This window comes from Sphingorhabdus sp. YGSMI21, assembly GCF_002776575.1.
Taxonomy (GTDB): Bacteria; Pseudomonadota; Alphaproteobacteria; order Sphingomonadales; family Sphingomonadaceae; genus Parasphingorhabdus.
The window spans coordinates 597,608-614,904 of the sequence record NZ_CP022548.1; the positions used below are offsets into that span (position 1 = coordinate 597,608).

Annotated in this window: 16 protein-coding genes; 2 read left to right on the top strand and 14 right to left on the bottom strand. The window is 60.7% G+C overall.

Translation table 11 applies throughout. The features are described from left to right. Positions 1-113: 113 nt before the first annotated feature. From CHN51_RS02755 to CHN51_RS02770, 4 genes are all read right to left on the bottom strand, one after another. Positions 114-962, bottom strand: a complete 849-nt coding sequence (locus tag CHN51_RS02755) for a phosphodiesterase (RefSeq protein ID WP_100092648.1) — start codon at positions 960-962, stop codon at positions 114-116. A gap of 27 nt (positions 963-989) precedes the next feature. Next, on the bottom strand, positions 990-2,795 hold the full coding sequence (locus CHN51_RS02760; RefSeq protein ID WP_100092649.1) for a cytochrome c3 family protein: 1,806 nt from the start codon (positions 2,793-2,795) through the stop codon (positions 990-992). Positions 2,796-2,810: 15 nt separating this feature from the next. Further along, positions 2,811-3,692: a hypothetical protein gene (locus CHN51_RS02765; protein WP_100092650.1), complete on the bottom strand. Its 882-nt coding sequence runs from the start codon at positions 3,690-3,692 to the stop codon at positions 2,811-2,813. Between the two features lie 133 nt (positions 3,693-3,825). Then, positions 3,826-6,321, bottom strand: a complete 2,496-nt coding sequence (locus CHN51_RS02770; RefSeq protein ID WP_100092651.1) for a cyclic nucleotide-binding domain-containing protein — start codon at positions 6,319-6,321, stop codon at positions 3,826-3,828. A gap of 196 nt (positions 6,322-6,517) precedes the next feature. Between CHN51_RS02770 and CHN51_RS02775 the strand changes: the two genes are divergently transcribed. Further along, the gene (locus CHN51_RS02775) at positions 6,518-7,474 is read left to right on the top strand and encodes a tetratricopeptide repeat protein (RefSeq protein WP_240616843.1); all 957 of its coding nucleotides are present in this window, start codon (positions 6,518-6,520) and stop codon (positions 7,472-7,474) included. Between the two features lie 258 nt (positions 7,475-7,732). Beyond that, entirely contained in the window at positions 7,733-8,080 is a 348-nt protein-coding gene (locus CHN51_RS02780; protein ID WP_100092652.1) for a hypothetical protein, read from the top strand. A 197-nt stretch (positions 8,081-8,277) separates the two neighbouring features. Here the strand turns inward: CHN51_RS02780 and CHN51_RS02785 are convergent, their stop codons facing one another. The 10 genes from CHN51_RS02785 to CHN51_RS02830 form a co-directional block, all read right to left on the bottom strand. Beyond that, entirely contained in the window at positions 8,278-9,720 is a 1,443-nt protein-coding gene (locus tag CHN51_RS02785) for an AMP nucleosidase (protein WP_100092653.1), read from the bottom strand. 55 nt (positions 9,721-9,775) lie between these two features. Next, on the bottom strand, positions 9,776-10,474 hold the full coding sequence (locus CHN51_RS02790) for an ATP12 family protein (protein WP_100092654.1): 699 nt from the start codon (positions 10,472-10,474) through the stop codon (positions 9,776-9,778). Then, positions 10,471-10,782 (bottom strand): hypothetical protein, encoded by a 312-nt coding sequence (locus CHN51_RS02795; RefSeq protein WP_100092655.1) that lies wholly within the window; start codon positions 10,780-10,782, stop codon positions 10,471-10,473. The genes CHN51_RS02790 and CHN51_RS02795 overlap by 4 nt, the downstream gene beginning before the upstream one ends. Next, entirely contained in the window at positions 10,779-11,435 is a 657-nt protein-coding gene (locus CHN51_RS02800) for an HAD-IA family hydrolase (protein WP_100092656.1), read from the bottom strand. The genes CHN51_RS02795 and CHN51_RS02800 overlap by 4 nt, the downstream gene beginning before the upstream one ends. After that, on the bottom strand, positions 11,432-12,067 hold the full coding sequence (locus CHN51_RS02805; protein ID WP_100092657.1) for an FMN-binding negative transcriptional regulator: 636 nt from the start codon (positions 12,065-12,067) through the stop codon (positions 11,432-11,434). The genes CHN51_RS02800 and CHN51_RS02805 overlap by 4 nt, the downstream gene beginning before the upstream one ends. After that, positions 12,067-13,284: an RluA family pseudouridine synthase gene (locus CHN51_RS02810; protein WP_100095391.1), complete on the bottom strand. Its 1,218-nt coding sequence runs from the start codon at positions 13,282-13,284 to the stop codon at positions 12,067-12,069. The genes CHN51_RS02805 and CHN51_RS02810 overlap by 1 nt, the downstream gene beginning before the upstream one ends. Before the next feature lie 68 nt (positions 13,285-13,352). After that, the gene (crcB, locus tag CHN51_RS02815) at positions 13,353-13,730 is read right to left on the bottom strand and encodes a fluoride efflux transporter CrcB (RefSeq protein WP_100092658.1); all 378 of its coding nucleotides are present in this window, start codon (positions 13,728-13,730) and stop codon (positions 13,353-13,355) included. A gap of 9 nt (positions 13,731-13,739) precedes the next feature. Further along, complete coding sequence (locus CHN51_RS02820) at positions 13,740-14,003, bottom strand: ribbon-helix-helix domain-containing protein (RefSeq protein ID WP_100092659.1); 264 nt, start codon at positions 14,001-14,003, stop codon at positions 13,740-13,742. After that, complete coding sequence (gene hemH / locus CHN51_RS02825) at positions 13,994-15,001, bottom strand: ferrochelatase (RefSeq protein ID WP_100092660.1); 1,008 nt, start codon at positions 14,999-15,001, stop codon at positions 13,994-13,996. Before hemH ends, CHN51_RS02820 begins: the two co-directional genes overlap by 10 nt. Before the next feature lie 3 nt (positions 15,002-15,004). Then, positions 15,005-17,293, bottom strand: a complete 2,289-nt coding sequence (locus CHN51_RS02830) for a molybdopterin cofactor-binding domain-containing protein (RefSeq protein WP_206169956.1) — start codon at positions 17,291-17,293, stop codon at positions 15,005-15,007. Positions 17,294-17,297 lie beyond the last annotated feature (4 nt).

Here is a 17,297-nt window from a genome sequence, read left to right on the forward strand (position 1 = left end):
TATTTGGGACCGGTCTAGCCAAAGCGAAGCGGAAACGCAAAAAAGGTTGCGTTGGAAATCAATTATTAGACGAACGGCTATTAGCTGTCGATGAACGACATCGGGAAATATGGCTATTCCGGTCTCTCGGCGAGCAGGGCGCGGACAAGCGGCTGCAGATTCTCGTCGTAGCGGGCGAGCATGACATGTTCTTCGGCATTTTCGAAATGGCTGACCAGCTGGCGGCCGTTCCAGTAATGCAGCGCGATCGCCGGCGGGTCGGCAACGATCATGTTGCGGCCATCGGGACGTTCCGGATCGATCGGATTGAGATCCAGCGCCACCTGCGGCGCGGTAGAGGCGCAGATAGCCAGACTGATATCGCCCCACCAGGTTGAAATATTGCGGTGCAGATGGCCGGTGATCATGCCCTTGACCTGATCATGGCCAGCGACTGTATCCGCGAGCCGCGTGACCCAGGGCTCGTCGGGGTGGGTGGTCATCCACTCTATGCCGCTTTCGACCGGTGGATGGTGGAGAATAAGGATTACCGGCTTGTCCTGTTGCTCCGATAATCTAGCGGAAAGCCAGGCGGCGCGGGTTTCGCAGAAAGCGCCGCCGTGACGCCCCTCCTCCAGCGTGTCGAGAAACAGCAGGCGGAGTTCGGGCGTATCGACCTCATATTGCACAAAGCCGTCGGGAGCGGGGACATCGGGAAACTGCTTGTGGAACGGCGCCCGCAAATCGTGGTTGCCGAGACACATGTGGACCGGGAAAGGCACCACGGACAGGGCATTTTGCAGCCGCTGGTAGCTTTCCTGATCGCCGCGGTCGACGAGATCGCCGGTTGCCAGCAACAGGTCGGGCTGCGGAGTCATCGCGCAAATCATCTTGATCGCCTGGTCGAGCCGCTTGCGGTTGAATTCTGCCGGATTGTCCGGGTCAAAGCCCAGGTGAATATCCGTGATCTGCGCCATCAGCATGGACGCCCTCCCCTTTTTCCCTCTGCCCTATTGCCGGGCAATCTGTTTCTCCGGCTTTGTCTGTTTGTCTTTCTGCTGTTCCTTGATCAGCCAGGGCGCTCCGTCGTCGGCATGATAGTCATGGCACATCGCGCAGGTCGACGGCACATCCGACGCCTGCTGGAATTCGCCGCCATGACATTCGCGGCAGGTCTTGATGCCCGGCAGCAGCAGATCGGTGGCCTGTTTGGACGCCGGTGCATTATGACAGCTTTCGCAAGTCTCTTCTTTGTGCGCGTCATGGCTGAACCAGCCCTTGTGCATATAGCGGTCGGTCTGGGTCACCGGCTTGATGCCATAATCGACCCGCCCGCGCGCGGTTGGCGGGGTCACGCCGTGACAGTCGAAACAGGCACCGCCGCGCGAGAATACCTCGCTGATCGCCAGATTGGCGCGGCTCGGGCGGAAGCGGACGGCGCGGGCATAGTCGCTGGCGACGCGGATGTTGTTGCTCTCGCCCGGACGGCGGCGCGCCATCCCGCCAAGATTGATCGGCCGGGCTGGCCCGGTGGACCGATAATAGGCCCTGAGATCGGCCTGGACCATCGCCGGTTCGCCATGGCGCAGGGTCCGCACCGTCCCGCCGATTTCGTCAAAGGCGAGGCTGTGGCACATGCTGCAGTCTTCCTTCATGTCGACCGGTTCGAAGCGCACGCCCTTGGGATCGGGCGTGTGGCAGTCCTTGCAGACGAGCGAAGGGCCGAATCCAAAGTCGGCCGCCAGACGCCGGCCCATTTGCGCGACACCGCCGGTCTTCGACAAATGCAGGTCGTGGGGAAATTTCAGCCCGTTATTCTCGGTCGGCTTGTCATCGAGCGAGACACGTTTGCGCGGCGGATTCTTGCCGCCCGGACTGACCAGCACGGCGGGCCGGAATTGCGGATGTTCGATGCCGAAGTCCGACGCATTTTCCAATTTTGTGTCGGTCAACCGCGTGTCCATCCCATTGTGGCAATCCGCGCAGAATTTTTGCGCAGTGGGTTCCATAGCACCGGCCCCCTCATGCTCGCTGTGACATTCGACACACCTGCCCGGCGGCTTGTTGAACGCCGAGGCGAAAGCGGCGCCGATCTTGCCGAAACCTTCCGGCTCGCCACGCGCGGTCAGCAGCCGCGGCTTGGCGGCATGGTCGTGGGCGTCATCCTCGTGACAGGTGAGACAGGTCTTGTCCTGCACCGTGACAAAGGCGTCGACATGACAGGCCTGGCAATCCTGCTCCAGCCCGTGATGGGCGCTGCTCAGCGCGCCGGCCGACCACATGGTGTCGGCGTGGAACTGGTCGGGCCGCTCCTCGACTCCGCGCCAGGTGGCCCAGGTGTAGATCGGCCAGACCAGAAAAGCCGCCAGTACCAGCGCGATGAAGCCCCAGGCGCTGACCCTTTTGCCGGGCAGCAACCCCTTGAGCGTGTAGAGCGACGTTTCACTGCGCGCTTCGGCAGAATCGGACAAGGCCTCGACCCGCTTTACGGTCAGGACAATATCATCGCCCTCCTCGCTGACGACGATGACATGGCCGCCGAAACCGATTTCCGCGCCGGCGGACGGATCAATAGTGACAGAGATCCGGTGCTTGCCGTCGAGCGTAAAATTCTGCCCCGACGTGCTTTCGACAATGATCTGCCCATCATCGCGCCTGCGGATGACAGCGTGATGCGGATTGACCGCGAGATCGGGCAAATGAATCGCATTTTCGGTGCTGCGGCCGACGCCGATTTCATCCGTCGCAAAGGGCTTGGACCGGGTGATATCCCGGCCGGCGGCAGTGGTCGTGATCTGGCGAACAATGAAGGTCATATCGGGCTCTCCATCCTACCAGTAGAAAAACACGCTGATGATATGCGCGGTGAGCGAGGCGATCAGCGCGAAAGTCATCGGGACATGGATATAGAGCCAGACCTGCAGCATCGCCTTGAGCTTCAGATGGCGGCGGACGCGGCCCAGCGTGGATTCCTTTTTCTCGAGCAGGGCCTCGACCTTGTCGAGCGGATCATCGCCGCCCATTTTCGGCTGATAGGCCCGCTCGCGGCGCAGGTCGGCCTGCGCCTGGCGGGTGGCGCAATCGGGATATTTGCCGGAAATGCGGCGGAAGAAACCGCCGCCAAACGGATCCTGTTCGAGCGACTGCAGCACCAAAGTGGCATGTTCCGACGATAGCGGCTGCGCCGCCTCGTGCAGCTGCCGGTCGAGCGAGCGGAGATTTTCGAGCATCTCGGTCTCGGTCATCTCGTCGCGATTGTCGGACAGCGCCTTGGGAATGGTCATATAGAAATAGATGCCGACAATGCCGGAAATGATCACAATCATCATGAACAGATAGGCGGCGGTATGGATATTCCAGCCAAGCTGGAAACCGGTATGCAGCGTGCCGATCACGATCAGGCTGAGGCCGAGATAGATATGCGCGGAGGTCCACGCCTTGAGCGACCACTGGCCCGGCGTCATCGCCCGCTTGCGCACGCCCAGCATGGTCAGCCAAAGGATCAGCAGCGCGCCGATCGTGCCCAGCGTATAGCCGTACCAGCTACCGCCATTGTGGCGCGGCGACACATCGACAAGCAGATAGCTGACGATACAGACCAGCATGATCGCCGAGGAAATCTTCAGCCAGCGGAAACCGGCATGTTTCAGAAAGCCGTCGTGCATCGCGACTTTCTTGCGGTTTGACGGGGCGGGGATGGCGTTGCTGGCCATTATAGGGCTCCCCTCTTGGCTGCGGGTTTGGTGATTGGATGTACGGTTCGTCCTGAGCCTGTCGAAGCACCGCGTCTTGCCATCTTTCCTTCGACAAGCTCAGGACGAACGGGATGTTGCAAAAACAAACAGATCACACCTCTTCCCCTTCCAGCTTGGAGACGGTGAGAAACTCCTCCGGTGCGACGCGGATCGCTGCGCCGGTCGGACAGGCGCGAACGCAGGCGGGTCCACCCTTGATCCCGGCGCACATATCGCATTTAATCGCTTTCTTCGGTTTTTCGACCGCAGGATCGCTATGTTCGGCGCTCCAGACCTTGTCGGGTTCGCCCGGCCCCGGACCGGCGCCGAAGAACAGCCAGCTGAGCAGACCCGGCTTCTTCGGCGGCACCTTGTCCATGCGGATCACCCCATAGGGGCAATAGCGCTGGCAATTGCCGCAGCCGATGCAGCTTTCGTCGATGAACACCTCGCCGTCGGGACCGCGGTGAATCGCGTCGGGCGGACAGTCGGACATGCAGTGCGGATGCTCGCAATGGCGGCAGCTGGTCGGTACGTGGAGATGGGCGTAGGTTTTTCCCGCCTCGCGATCGAGCCGCGACAGGCCTTCGTGGCTGTCGGCGCAGGCCTTCTCGCAATTGTCACAGCCGACGCACAGATTCTCGTCGATCAGCAGCACGTCGGTGGCTTCGCCAATCCCATTGTCGACGAGGAAATTGGCAATGCCCGAATACATGTCGACGACGCCCGAAAAGCTGTCCTTCTTCGCTTCGACAAAGGCGTTGATATCCTGGCGCGCGGCCATTTCCTGTTTCGCCTTGCGCATCAGGTCGGGGTGGGCGTCGAGCACTTTCTTGAACGCGTCGCCGCTGATCTTGATCACTTCCGACTTGATCGCCGCCTTGACCGTCGCGGTGCGATAGCCCCCGGCAATCAGCGTCATTTCCCCGACATAGGATCCGGCCGGCAGATAAGAGAGGAACACCGGCTTGCCGCCGATCTGTTTCTCGACGACCATCGACCCGACGCGAATGACGTAAATATCATTGCCCTCGGCGCCTTCCTCGATGATCGTCTCGCCAGCGCGAACGTTGATGATCTCGCTGGATTCGACGACCTCGGCAATATCCTCCTTGGTCAGGCCGGAACCGAACATCTGCAGCAATTGCCGCTCGGTGGAAATGCGGGTGATGGCGCGTTTGGCCGCCGGCACCGATGCCTGCAGTTTCAGCGCAGCGGTGCGCGGGATTTCCACCACGATAACATCCTCGGCCGCCTTGATCGTAGCGCCGCGACGTCGCCCGGAAATCAGGCCGACCTCGCCGAAGATCGAACCCTGTTCAATCGGCACGGTGATCGAGGGATCGTCGGGATTGATTTCCACCGCGACCGAACCCTGGGCGATGGCGAACAGCGAACTGCCCGGATCGCTGCGTTCGAAAATCGTCTCGCCGCTGCCATAGCTTTGCGGCTCGCTATCGAGCATGAATTCCCGCATCTGCAAGGGCGAGAGCTCGTTGAGAATGGTCACATTGGCGCAGAAGAATTCCAGCCATTCATCGACCGTCCGGCCTCTGGGCAGGCTGGCAAATTTGGCTTCGAGTATGGGCTCGTCGGCGGGCTTCAGATCGCTATTGCCGTTGATAAACTCGATGACATCATAGCCCTGGTTCATGCAGTGCTTGATCAGCGGATAGCCGGCGAGCGCGCCGATGACATAAATGCCCTTCTTGGTGCTTTCGAAGGCCGGTGACAATTTGGGATAGGCCTCGCGGTCCTCGCTGGTAAATTCGATCCCGCATTCCTCGACGAATTTGCGCGGTGGCGCGCTGCCCATGCGCGCGATGATCCGGTCGCATTTGATCACTTCCTGGCCGTCGCGGGTTTCCAGCACCAGCTCGCCATCCCTGACCTCGGCCGGCGTGGTCTCGTTGCGGATCATCACCTTGCCCTGCTCGCCCGCTTCCATCAGCAGCTTCACATTGGCTTTCTTGGCCCGGGCAAATTCGGCCGAGCGGTTGAGAATGGTCACGACATTATTCTGCGCGGCATCGGCCGCCAGACCCAGCGCATTCTCGATTCCCGCATCACCGGAACCGATCACGGTGATATGCTCATCATAATATTCGCCAGGATCGTCGAGCTGATATTGTACCAGCTTGTTGTCGCCGCCGGGGCAGCGCATCAGATTGGGATTGCCCTGCGTCCCGATCGCCATGACGATGGTTTCGGCCAGCACCGTATCGCCGTTTTTCAGGGTGATGGTGAAATTGCTTTCTTCGCCCTCGATCTTCACCGGTTCGGCATTATACATGACATTGACGCCGCGCTCTGCGGTCTGCTCGTCCCAGGTGCCGAGAATATCCTCGCGCTTCCCAGCGTCAAAATCCATGTCCGAGCGCAGCACCAGCTGGCTCGGCGTCGCCATGACATGCTTGCCCTTCTGATATTTGTAGATGGTGTCGGAAAGATGGTCGGTTTTTTCCAGCAGCACATGGTTCAGCTTCAGCTGCGCAGCGCGCCCAGCCGCGCTCATGCCCGCTGGTCCGGACCCGATAATGACTACTCGAAACTTGTCCGACACGCGCTTGCTTCCCCCCTTTGCTTCTCCCGACCAACGCACCCTCATACGTCAAAGCGATCCGGTTCAGCTTGTAATTCGGCTTTAGCGCGACCCAAAAGATTGAACTTTGGCAGTATCTTACCAAAAAGCCCCTCCATTGCCAGTGCAAAATGTCACAGCTATCTCCGTGCTTGTCAGGCAGGGAACGGCTCCTTATCCCTGCGCGGGAACAAGGACCTGCAAAACAGCTTGAGGACAGACCATGGCGAAACCAGCTCCATCGATTAACATCAGCCGCATCGCGTTGATAGTTGCGGCCCTGCTGGCGCTGGGAGCGGTCGCTGTGCAGGTCTATCGCAGCATGAATGACGAAACCGGCGCCAGCACCACGCTTGCCGGGACCGAGACCGAAACGGCGCCCAGCGTCGACGAGGTCATCGACGGCCTTGAAAAGAAGCTGCAGGAAAATCCTGACGATGCGGAAAGCTGGCGGATGCTGGGCTGGAGCTATTTCGAGACCGGGAAATTTGCGGAATCGGCTACAGCGATGAAGCGCGCGACAACGCTCGATTCCGACAATCCGGAATATTGGTCGATGCTGGGAGAAGCCCTGGTCATGTCGAGCAACGGACAGCAGGTGCCCGCCGATGCCGCGGCCGCTTTCCGCAATGCCCTGAAACATGACCCGAAAGATCCGCGCGCGCGCTATTTCCTCGCGGTAGAAAAAGATATGGCCGGCGACCACAGGGGCGCGATCAACGACTGGTTCGCGCTGCTCGAAGACACACCCGCCGACGCGCCTTATGCCGCGGATATCCGGCGTGTCATCGGGCAGGTGGCAGAAAATGAAGGCATCGACGTAGCCGCACGGCTTGCCAAGGCAGCCCCAGCTGCACCAACCGGCGGCATCACCACCGACGGCCCCGCAGTCGCCACAGCGGCGATTCCCGGTCCCAGCCGCCAGCAGATGCAGGAAGCAGCCGCACTGCCGCCCGGCCAGCAGGAAGCGATGATTGCCAATATGGTCGACGGGCTCGACAAGCGACTGCAAGCCGACCCCAATGATGCCAACGGCTGGATCATGCTGATCCGCAGCCGCATGCAGCTGGGCCAGACGGTGCAGGCAAAGCAGGCACTGGATCGCGGGCTGAAGGCGTTCAAAAATGATGGTGCAGAGGCGAAGCGGATCAGGGAAGCGGCGGCGGCACTCGGCGTCTAGCCAAGAATCTACCGCTTTTTATGCTGCAGGGGCGGCGCTGATTTCTATTAAGGCGTTGGCTGCCCGCCTGCAACATCATGCGCGAGAAGTTAAGTTACATCTATTTACGCGGCATATCATTGTGTCGTTGGCATAATTCTCTATTGCTGGACGAAAATGGCCTAATCGCCGCATAGATTTTCAGTCCTCGAGAAAAAATTTGAATGCAAATATGATTTTGATAGTAGCATCCTCACCCGTAACAATCGTTGAATTCTCTTGACCGACCTGTCCAAACAAAGACTAGATCGCTTCGTGCTGATCGTAGCCAAAACGCGGCGCCAGATATCCCAGCATTTCTTTGACAATCTGGGCATTCCGGCCGCGCCCTGCCTCGATATCCTGCTGGCACTGCATTCTGCCAAGGGCGCGCCGATGAACGAAGCGGAAATTTCCGACTATATCTCCAGCGGGCCTTCGGTAACGCGCCGTTATCTCGATCTGATGGTCAGCAAGGGACTGATTGAAACGGATGACGGCAATATCCGGCTGACCGCCAGCGGTAACAAGGAACTGGACGGCGTCATGGCGCAATTTCATACGGATTTCATCGAGCAAATCCTCTAGTCCGGACGTCCTGACGGGAGGCCGGTCGCATTCCGCGCCAGCCCCTCGGCATCGCCGGCGCTTGCCAGCAGAACCAGTTGAACTGGCGGCTCGGAACACTGATTCCACTTTACCGCGAAATGATTTCCTCAAAGCGCCGGGTTAAATCCTTCACTTTGCCTTGGCCATGTCCTCTCCCCAGGGGGAGAGGACTATGCCTACCTAAACAAAGGTTCGCCAAAGCTCCGCAGCTTGCGGCTGTGCAACGTGCCTTCATCCGCCTCTTTCGCCAGCAGATCGATGGCGCGCAGGCCGATGGCGAGATGCTGGCCGACCCGCTCCTGATAAAAGGCATCGGCCATACCGGGCAGCTTGATTTCTCCGTGCAGCGGTTTGTCCGAGGCGCAGAGCAGCGTCCCGTAGGGCACGCGGTAGCGATAGCCATTGGCGGCGACCGTGGCGCTTTCCATGTCGATGGCGATGGCGCGCGACTGGTTGAGGCGACGGGCGATCTGCTCGAAGCGCAGTTCCCAGTTGCGGTCGCCGGTGGTCACCACTGTGCCGGTGCGCAATTGCTGCTTGAGCTTGGACTTGTCGATGCCGGTCTCTTCCTGCACCGCCTGGGTCAGGGCAAGCTGCACCTCCGCGATCGTCGGCAACGGGATGCTGGGCGGCAGCACGTCGTCGAGCACATTGTCGTCGCGCAAATAGGCGTGGGCGAGGACATAGTCGCCGAGCCGCTGGGTCCGTCGCAGCGCGCCACAATGGCCGATCATCAGCCAGACATGCGGACGCAGCACCGCGAGATGGTCGGTGATCGTCTTGGCATTGCTCGGGCCGACACCGATATTGACCAGGGTCACGCCGGGACGGCCGTCGCCGCGGACCAGATGATAGGCCGGCATTTGCGGCGGCTTGGCGATCGGAGGAGCCGATGGCTTGCCATCCTTGCCGGTGATCCGGTTGCCCGGCTCGACCAGTATCCTGGCCTTGCCCGATTTCACTTCGGCGAGGCCATATTCAATAAATTCGTCAACATAGCGCTGATAGTTGGTGAACAGGATGAACGGCTGGAAATGGCCGGGATCGGTCGCGCAATAATGGCGAATCCGGTGCAGCGAATAATCGACCCGTTCGGCCGTAAACAGCGCCAGCGCGGAAGCTTCCTCGCCCTGGAAAATCTGGCCACCGTCGACGATCTCGTCATTGGTCTTGACCAGATTCGGCGTGTGAAAATAATTGGGCAGCTTTTCCTTTTTCGCGCGGTCCAGGCCAGCGCCCGCATCCTCCAGCGCGAAGGCCAGCGGGATCGGCGTGTCGGACAGCTCCACCCAGATTTTCGCGGTGAATGTGCTGTCGATCCGCTGCAGCTGGTCCAGCAGATATTCGCGGTACAGCTTCGGCTCAGTAACTGTCGTGCGATATGTGTTGATATCGGCGAGATGGCCGGACGCCAGATGGCTGGTTTCGGTCGCCTGATCGGCGGGAATTTCAACGCTGATCTGCGGATACAGGCCCTGCTGCCGGTCATCCTTGGCCAGCTTCGATGTCGCGTAGCGGCGAAAGCGGGCGGCGGTGATTTCAATTTGTTCGGCGTATAGTTTTTCAAGCAGGGCCACGGCTTCGGCAGGCGTGGCGCATAGAGTAGATTGGGTTGTCATGCAGTCTCCGTTACAGTTTCAACCCTTTAACGGAAAAACCGGACAAAGGGAAAAACTAACTACGGGATAGATCGAGAAAGCGGGCCGCCGCATCGAATTCGGCTTTTTTGCGATCCCGCAGGGCAACCGCCTGATCGTCGCGCCCCCATTGCCGTTCCTGCCAAAGCTCTTCGAGATTGACCAATGGCCAGAGCGTTTCGGTGTCGTGGGCCTGTTCAACGAGGCCCAGCGTGGCAATCAGCGAGCCGGACAGGCCGACAAGCGACAGCATCGCGGCGATGGTGAAGCCATGCTGTGCCTCGACCGCCGCGGTCAGACGGGCAACAGTTTCTTCCGGCTGTGCCTGGTAGCGGATGCCGTGGATCAGGTTGAACCCCACATCATAGCGTTGCCGCGCCCATTCGAGCAGCGGGTCCCAATGTTCGGCCTGATGGTCGATCAGCGCCTGCTGCCCCTCGTCGGCACGATAATAGAGCATGTCGCTGTCGGCAAAAGCCGCGATACGGGAGACGATCCGCGCGCGTTCGTTGCCGACCTGGTCCAGCGCGCCTTGCGCAAGAGCCGTGAGCGGCATGGAAGCCGGGACAATATCCTCATCCTGCGCAGCCCATTCCGCCGCGATCGCGTCGGCGAGCGCGGGGGCCGGGACAGCCAGCGGATTACGCTGCGGCGTCTTCATAGGACGCCCGTCGAGCGTTATGGCAAAGGTGTCACCGGCCGGCGACACCGATGCTTCCTTGTAAAATCGCTTCATGGGGCGTCTGCGCCTTCTGCCGCTTTCGCGATTTCTTCCTCGGCAACCCGCGCCCGGATATATTTGCGGATGATCCAGACCGGCATGACCCACATTTGCATAAGGCCGAGAATGATCAGCACATAGCCGGCCGGACCCGGAACCGGCGGCAGCTTGTCCAGCGCGATCGCCAGACCCAGCATCACCAGTACCACGCCGAGCAAGCGGATGATGCTGATCAGCCAGTGCACGGCTTTCGCCTGCTTTTCCTTCTCCGGATCGGGAATATATTCGTCGCGTTCGGCCTGCTCTTCGATCGGATCGGTCATCGGTTCAATATTCCACTCAAGTCGGCCATAGTGGCCGCTACTATTTCTGCGCCGGCCTCGATCAGTTCATGCTCGTCATGATAGCCCCAGTCGACTCCGACCGGGCGCACGCTGGCGTTGACCGCCATCGCCATATCGAAACTGGTATCGCCGATCATCGCGGTGGTTTCCGGCGCCGCACCGGCTTCGGCCATCGCCAGTTCGACCATCGCCGGATGGGGTTTGGACGGGTGCCGGTCTGCCGTCTGCAGGGTTACAAAGCGGTCGAGCAGGCCATGGGCTTGCAGCACATGGTGCAGACCGCGGTCGGACTTGCCTGTGGCCACGCCGAGAACCCAGCCGGATGCTTCCAGTTCTTCCAGTGTCTCGAGCAGCCCGTCATAGAGCGGCTCATGCACTCCGCCCGCCTGACGCATTGCGAAAAAGCCGTCTTTATAGGATTGGGTCACCGCCGCGATGATGTCCTTGTCCCCTTCCGGCAGCAGCCGCGACACCGCCTCGATCAGGCTGAGGCCGACGATCCGCCGCACCTGATGGTGATCCGGCGGGATCAGGCCGTGTTTTTCAAAAGCCTGATCCATCGAGGCACAGATATTGGCCTGGCTGTCGACCATGGTACCGTCGCAATCGAAAAGGGCCAGCTTGTTGCTCATGTATCTCCGAATTCCTGCATCAAATGGGCCATCGCCCGCCGCCCCGTGGCATCGAGCGCCGCAGCCGCATTTTTCCGCGCCTCAGCCGGCTTGTTCTGGCCAAGCTTGGCGGTCGGGCGCCACGCCACTATTTCCATCTCGAAGCCGACAATCGCATCGACCATCCTGTCAAATTTGGCGGCATCCATCTTGTCCCGGTGCCACGGCGTTTTCGGCGCGAGTTTGGCTTCATTCTGCTCGGCCAAATCGTCGAGCAGGCTGATCAGCCCTTCCCGTTCCATCTGGCGGACCGTGCCCTCCAGCTCCAGCGCCAGATAATTCCATGTCGGCACCTGATCGTCGAGGCCGTACCAGTCCGGACTGATATAGGCGTCGGGACCGTTGATCACGCAGAGCGCCTTGTTCTCGGCAATATGGCGGGTCAGCGCGTTGCCGCGCGACAGATGAAATTGCAGCGCACCATCGCCGGTCGAAAAGACCGGAACATGCGCAACCCTTGGCCCGTCCGGCGTCCCGGCAAAGACCATCCCGAAACCGATATTGGCAATCATCGCTTCGAGCGCGGCCCGCTCGTCGGCGTCGTGATGGTCATTGGCCGATTTGGGCCATCGGAAGGCGGGATCGGGATGCATTATCTGGGTTTCTTGCGAAGAGCCTGTTTGACCTTTGCCTTGTGCGGCATGTTCTTCTTGTGCGTTGCCTTGCCGGCGTTTGGCCGCTCGCGCTTGGTCGGCTTGCCGGCTTTCGTCGGTTTGCCTGTGGTTTCGCCGCGACCGCGACGCTCGCCACGCTTGTCCTTGCGAATCTGTTTGGCATGAGCCTTGGCCTGCTGCTTGCGCACCAGCTTGCCGCCCGGCTTTTTTTCGTCGAGCGGAAGATCGCCGAGCAGCAGATCGAGCCCGAGATTTTCCACGGTTTCGGCGAAATGGGGGGGCAGGTCGGCGGTCACATCCAGATTGTGCCCGTCGGGATGCTCGATCCGCAACCGCCGTGCGTGCAAGTGCATCTTGCGGCTGATCGTGCCGGTCAGGAAGGCGTCCTTGCCACCATATTTGCCGTCGCCGACAATCGGATGACCGATCGCCGCCATATGCACGCGCAACTGGTGGGTCCGTCCGGTATAGGGCTGCAATTCCACCCAGCAGGCCCGGTTGCCGGCGCGTTCGATGATCCGGTAGCGCGACTTGGCCGACTGGCCGTTTTCCTCATCGACGTGCATTTTTTCGCCACCGGACCCCGGCTGTTTGGAGAGTGGCAGGTCGATCATGCCATCGGCGATTTCCGGCACGCCCATGACGATCGCCCAATAGACTTTGCGCACGTCGCGGCCGGAAAAGCGCTTGGAAAAGAAAGAGGCCGCACCGGGAGAGCGCGCCAGCAGGATCGCCCCGCTGGTGTCCTTGTCGAGCCGGTGAACCAGCTTGGGCCGCGATTTGGCATCGAAGGTCAGCGCATCCAGCAGGCCGTCGAGATGGGTGGTCGTCTTGCTGCCGCCCTGGGTCGCCAGACCCGGCGGCTTGTTGACCACGATCGCCGCCTTGTCCTTGTGAATCACCAGTTCGCGGGCAAAATCGATCTGGTCCTGCGACAGGTCCGTCTTGGCTTTGGCAACACGGCCCGGTCGTTCGATTTCCTGCGGGGGTACGCGCAAAACCTGTCCGGCCTGCACGCGATCACCTGGCGAAACACGTTTGCCGTCCAGGCGCAACTGCCCGGTGCGCGCCCAGCGCGAAACGATATTGAACGGTACATCCTCCATATGCCGCTTGAACCAGCGATCGACCCGGATGTCGTCATCATCGGCAGATATGGTGAACTGCCGGACATCGAGTGTCTTCAGTGCATTCATCTGTTCCTTGGTCGAGCCCTGCGGCTTTTCTTCCTCGGAGCCGCTTTCGGCTGTGGGGTCAAAGCCGCTCATGCCAGCGCCCTCACGGCCATCAGGCCGGCAAACAGGGCCAGTACGGAACCGACGACGGAGACCAGGGCATAAGCGATAGCGATGCCCCATTGACTGCGCTCGATCATATTGAGAACTTCCAAACTAAAGGCCGAAAAAGTAGTAAAACCGCCCAGCAGGCCAACGCCAAGCAATAGCCGCCACGGCTCGTCGATAAAGCTGCTGCGCGCCAGCACACCGGCCAGTACACCCATCAAAAGGCCACCCATGACATTAGCCACCAATGTTCCAATAGGGTAACCCACGGGAGCAAGATGGAAGACAAGACGGCCGAGATGATAGCGTCCAGCCGCACCCATCGCACCGCCTGCCATGACAAGAAGGGTAGCGTTCATGGGCGTCCCTTAGTCGGCTTGCGCGGTTTTTCCAAGCATATCATTGGTCAGCCACAAGCGGATGGCGGTCGCGAGGCCGGGCGGTTGCTCCGCGGCGATGCGTTCGACATCGATCCGAGCGACCAATGCGTTGAGCGGCAGGCCGCGACTGTCGGCGGCCGATTTGAGCATATCCCAGAACAGTGGCTCGAGCGAAATCGATGTCTGATGCCCGGCAATGGTAATGCTGCGCTTGACCGGCGGGTGGAAGAATTCGGGCTTTTCTAGATCCACCCGGCCAATTCCCGTCGTACCAGTGTGTCCAGCATATCCATCCCGGTATCGCTATCGTTGAGACAGGGCAGATAGGCGAATTTCTCGCCCCCGGCGGCCTGAAACTGTTCCTTGCCCCGTATCGCAAGCTCCTCGCAGGTCTCGAGACAATCGCTCGAGAAACCAGGCGCGAAAATCGCGATATTCTTCTTCCCCTGACCCGGCAGGGCTTCCAGCGTCGTGTCGGTTGCCGGTTCGAGCCATTTTGCCCGGCCAAAGCGCGACTGGAAGGCCACCACGAGCTCCCGGCCCATTTTCTCGGACAAAAGGCGCGCGGTCTTCCGGCAATGACAATGATAGGGATCGCCCAGTTCCAGCGTGCGCTGCGGCATGCCGTGGAAACTGGCGATGATAGCATCGGGCACAAAATCCAGCGCCGCAATATCGCGCTCCAGGCTGGTTGCCAATGCGTCTATATAGGCAGGATCATCATGATAGGCCGGCAACAGCCGGATCGCGGGTTGCCAGCGCATGGCGGCAATCGCGTCGAACACCGCATCATGCACGCTGGCAGTCGTGGCGCCGCTATATTGCGGATAGAGCGGCGCGATCAATATGCGGTCGCAGCCTGCGGCTTTCATTGCGTCCAGCCGGGAAGCAATGCTCGGATTGCCGTAGCGCATCGCCCAGTCGACCATCACACCGTCCATTTTCGGGGCAAGCTTTTCGGACTGTTTGCGCGTGTAGGAAGCCAGCGGCGAACCGTCTTCGGTCCAGACCAGACCATAAGCTTCGGCAGATTTGGCCGGGCGGGTGTTGAGAATGATCCCGCGCAAAATCGGCTGCCAGATGATCGAGGGTATCTCGACCACTCTTTTGTCCGACAGAAATTGTTTGAGATAGCGTTTGACCGCTTTCTTTTCCGGCGCGTCGGGTGTGCCGAGATTGACCAGCAACAGGCCGATTTTCTTGGCCGCGACGGGTGGGTGGTCTTTTGGCAATGGTCCGGTTTCACGCATGATTTAAGATACTTCCCCAAAGAGTGGCAATTGCCGAAGCCGAACGCCGGTTGCCGAGAACAGAGCATTGGCAATTGCCGGTGCCACCGCCGGTACGCCCAGTTCCTCGTAACCGACCGGCTCTTCCTCGCTTCGGACAAATTCGATCTGGATGGGCGGAATTTCGGCCAGCCGCGGCAGCGACAGATCGCTCAGTCGCTTGGCCGTCGGCAGACCCTTGTCAAAGCGGGTCGCGCTGCCCAGCGCCATTGCCAGCCCGAAGACAATGCCGCCCTCGATCTGTTGCCGGGCAATATCGGGGTGGATGATCCGGCCGATGTCGACGCTTGCCGAAATGCGGCGAACCTCCAGGCCGCTGCCGCCTCGGCTGGCGCTCGCGATAACCGCGATATGGCCTCCGCGCATGCTGTGACAGGCGATACCCTGACCGCTACGATCCAGGCCGCCGTCCCATGCGGCCATGGCCGCGACACTGGTCAGGCAACGGGCAAGCCGCGGCTGGTTGTTCATCATCTGCATGCGGAAGGACAAGGGTTCGATGCCCGCCTTCGCTGCCAGTTCGTCGATGAACGATTCGAGATAGAAGACATTGCTGCTATGCGCGTTGCTGCGCCAGTTGCCGGTCGGCACGCCGACAAAGGCGTTATGGTGGTCGACGGTCAGATTGGGGACGTCATAGGGAACTTCGAGCCCCTCGACCGCCTTGCTGTCGGCTTCTCCGATCGAGGAGCGCATGGCCTCGACATTGTCCATGCCGTCGAACAGGCGTTTCGCTTGTTCACGCGCGGATGGCGGAGCAGCGATCTTGATCTGCATCGCTTCCACGCGGCCGCCCTTGGCCATGGCAGCATCCAGCCTGGCCTGGCTCGGCGCGCGGTAATGGTCGTGCATCATGTCCTCGGCGCGGGACCAGACCAGTTGCACCGGCCGGCCCATATGTCTGGCGATCAGCGCGACCTGCGCAGCGATTTCATTGTCCAGATTGCGGTCGAACGAACCACCACTGAGCATCGGATATAGCGTCACCCGGTCCTGCCGGATATTCAGCGCTCTGGCCGCTGCCCGCACCGCCGCGACCGGCGACTGTGTCGCCATCCAGAGTTCGAGGCCGCCGTCCTTATATTCTGCGGTGGCGGTCCGCGTCTCGACCGGCGCATGTAGCGCCGCATTGGCATGATAGCGGGCCTGGAACAGATTCTCCTCGGTGAGCATGCCGCGATTTTCACCACGCGAGACAAATCGCGTTCCCGGTCCCTCGTCCAGCGCCTCCTGCAGGGCCGCATCGATCTTGTCGCTGTCGGCCATGAAGCCTCGGGTTTCGAACACCGGACTCATCTTGTCGAGCGCCCGGTTTGCGGCCCACCAGTTGGTCGCAACCGCCGCGATCCATTGGCCGCCCTGAACGACGTCGATAAAGCCGGTGATCTTGCCAGCGCCGGCGCGGTTGAAGGATTTCAGCCTGGTCTCGCCGATCGGACCCTGCCTGACAGCGGCATAGACCATGTCCGGCAGCCGGACGTCTCCGGCGAAATTGGCCGACCCGTCGAGCTTGCTGGGCAGGTCGAGACGCGGCACATCCTGTCCGATCAGGCTGCCGGTGCCCGATGTCCGCAGCGGCACGGGATCGGGCAGGCTCTGGCCTGAAGCATCACGCACCAGCTCGCCGAAGCGCAATGTCTTCTCGCCATTGGAGATCATGCCGTTTTCGACCGTGCAGGCTTCCCAAGGGACATCCCACCGGGCGGCGGCCGCCTTGGTCAGCAGGACGCGCGCCGCTGCTCCCGCCTCGCGGAAACTGGTGGCAAAGGCAGGGATGGATGTGGAGTCGGCGGTAACCATGAACTGTTCGCGGATCGCGACATTTTGCGCCATCCACCGGACGACGGCATGTTCGGCAAGTTTCTCGCTGCCCGCAGGCATCAGCGATTCGGCCCATTGCTCGGCCAGGGGAATATTGCTGTAGAGCGGGTTGATCGGCGCCGGTTCCACCGCGACGGTACGCCAGTCTGCGCCGAGTTCGTCGGCCAGGATTTGCGGCAGCACGGTATAGACACCCTGGCCCATTTCGCTTTGCGGCACGACCACCGTCACCTGCCCGGCTTCGGAAATTTTCAGAAACGCCCCGAAAACCTGTTCTGTCTCGGTCGCCGCGACATTGGGCTCGTAGCTGCGCGGCCAGATCGCCCAGGCCAGCACCAAACCGCCCAGGGCGCCGCCGCCGATCAGGAACTTGCGACGGTTCAGTCCAGTCGGCGCTTGATCAGGCTGTTCAATGTCGGGTTCAGCCGCCATCGAA

Bases quoted from the DNA above. Each gene is read 5' to 3' on its own strand.
- CHN51_RS02770 (WP_100092651.1), bottom strand. From the start codon at position 6,321: ATGAGGGTGCGTTGGTCGGGAGAAGCAAAGGGGGGAAGCAAGCGCGTG.
- CHN51_RS02755 (WP_100092648.1), bottom strand. From the start codon at position 962: ATGCTGATGGCGCAGATCACGGATATTCACCTGGGCTTTGACCCGGAC.
- CHN51_RS02800 (WP_100092656.1), bottom strand. From the start codon at position 11,435: ATGAGCAACAAGCTGGCCCTTTTCGATTGCGACGGTACCATGGTCGAC.
- CHN51_RS02795 (WP_100092655.1), bottom strand. From the start codon at position 10,782: ATGACCGATCCGATCGAAGAGCAGGCCGAACGCGACGAATATATTCCC.
- hemH (WP_100092660.1), bottom strand. From the start codon at position 15,001: ATGCGTGAAACCGGACCATTGCCAAAAGACCACCCACCCGTCGCGGCC.
- CHN51_RS02775 (WP_240616843.1), top strand. From the start codon at position 6,518: ATGGCGAAACCAGCTCCATCGATTAACATCAGCCGCATCGCGTTGATA.
- crcB (WP_100092658.1), bottom strand. From the start codon at position 13,730: ATGAACGCTACCCTTCTTGTCATGGCAGGCGGTGCGATGGGTGCGGCT.
- CHN51_RS02810 (WP_100095391.1), bottom strand. From the start codon at position 13,284: ATGAATGCACTGAAGACACTCGATGTCCGGCAGTTCACCATATCTGCC.
- CHN51_RS02785 (WP_100092653.1), bottom strand. From the start codon at position 9,720: ATGACAACCCAATCTACTCTATGCGCCACGCCTGCCGAAGCCGTGGCC.
- CHN51_RS02830 (WP_206169956.1), bottom strand. From the start codon at position 17,293: ATGGCGGCTGAACCCGACATTGAACAGCCTGATCAAGCGCCGACTGGA.
- CHN51_RS02805 (WP_100092657.1), bottom strand. From the start codon at position 12,067: ATGCATCCCGATCCCGCCTTCCGATGGCCCAAATCGGCCAATGACCAT.
- CHN51_RS02760 (WP_100092649.1), bottom strand. From the start codon at position 2,795: ATGACCTTCATTGTTCGCCAGATCACGACCACTGCCGCCGGCCGGGAT.
- CHN51_RS02790 (WP_100092654.1), bottom strand. From the start codon at position 10,474: ATGAAGCGATTTTACAAGGAAGCATCGGTGTCGCCGGCCGGTGACACC.
- CHN51_RS02765 (WP_100092650.1), bottom strand. From the start codon at position 3,692: ATGGCCAGCAACGCCATCCCCGCCCCGTCAAACCGCAAGAAAGTCGCG.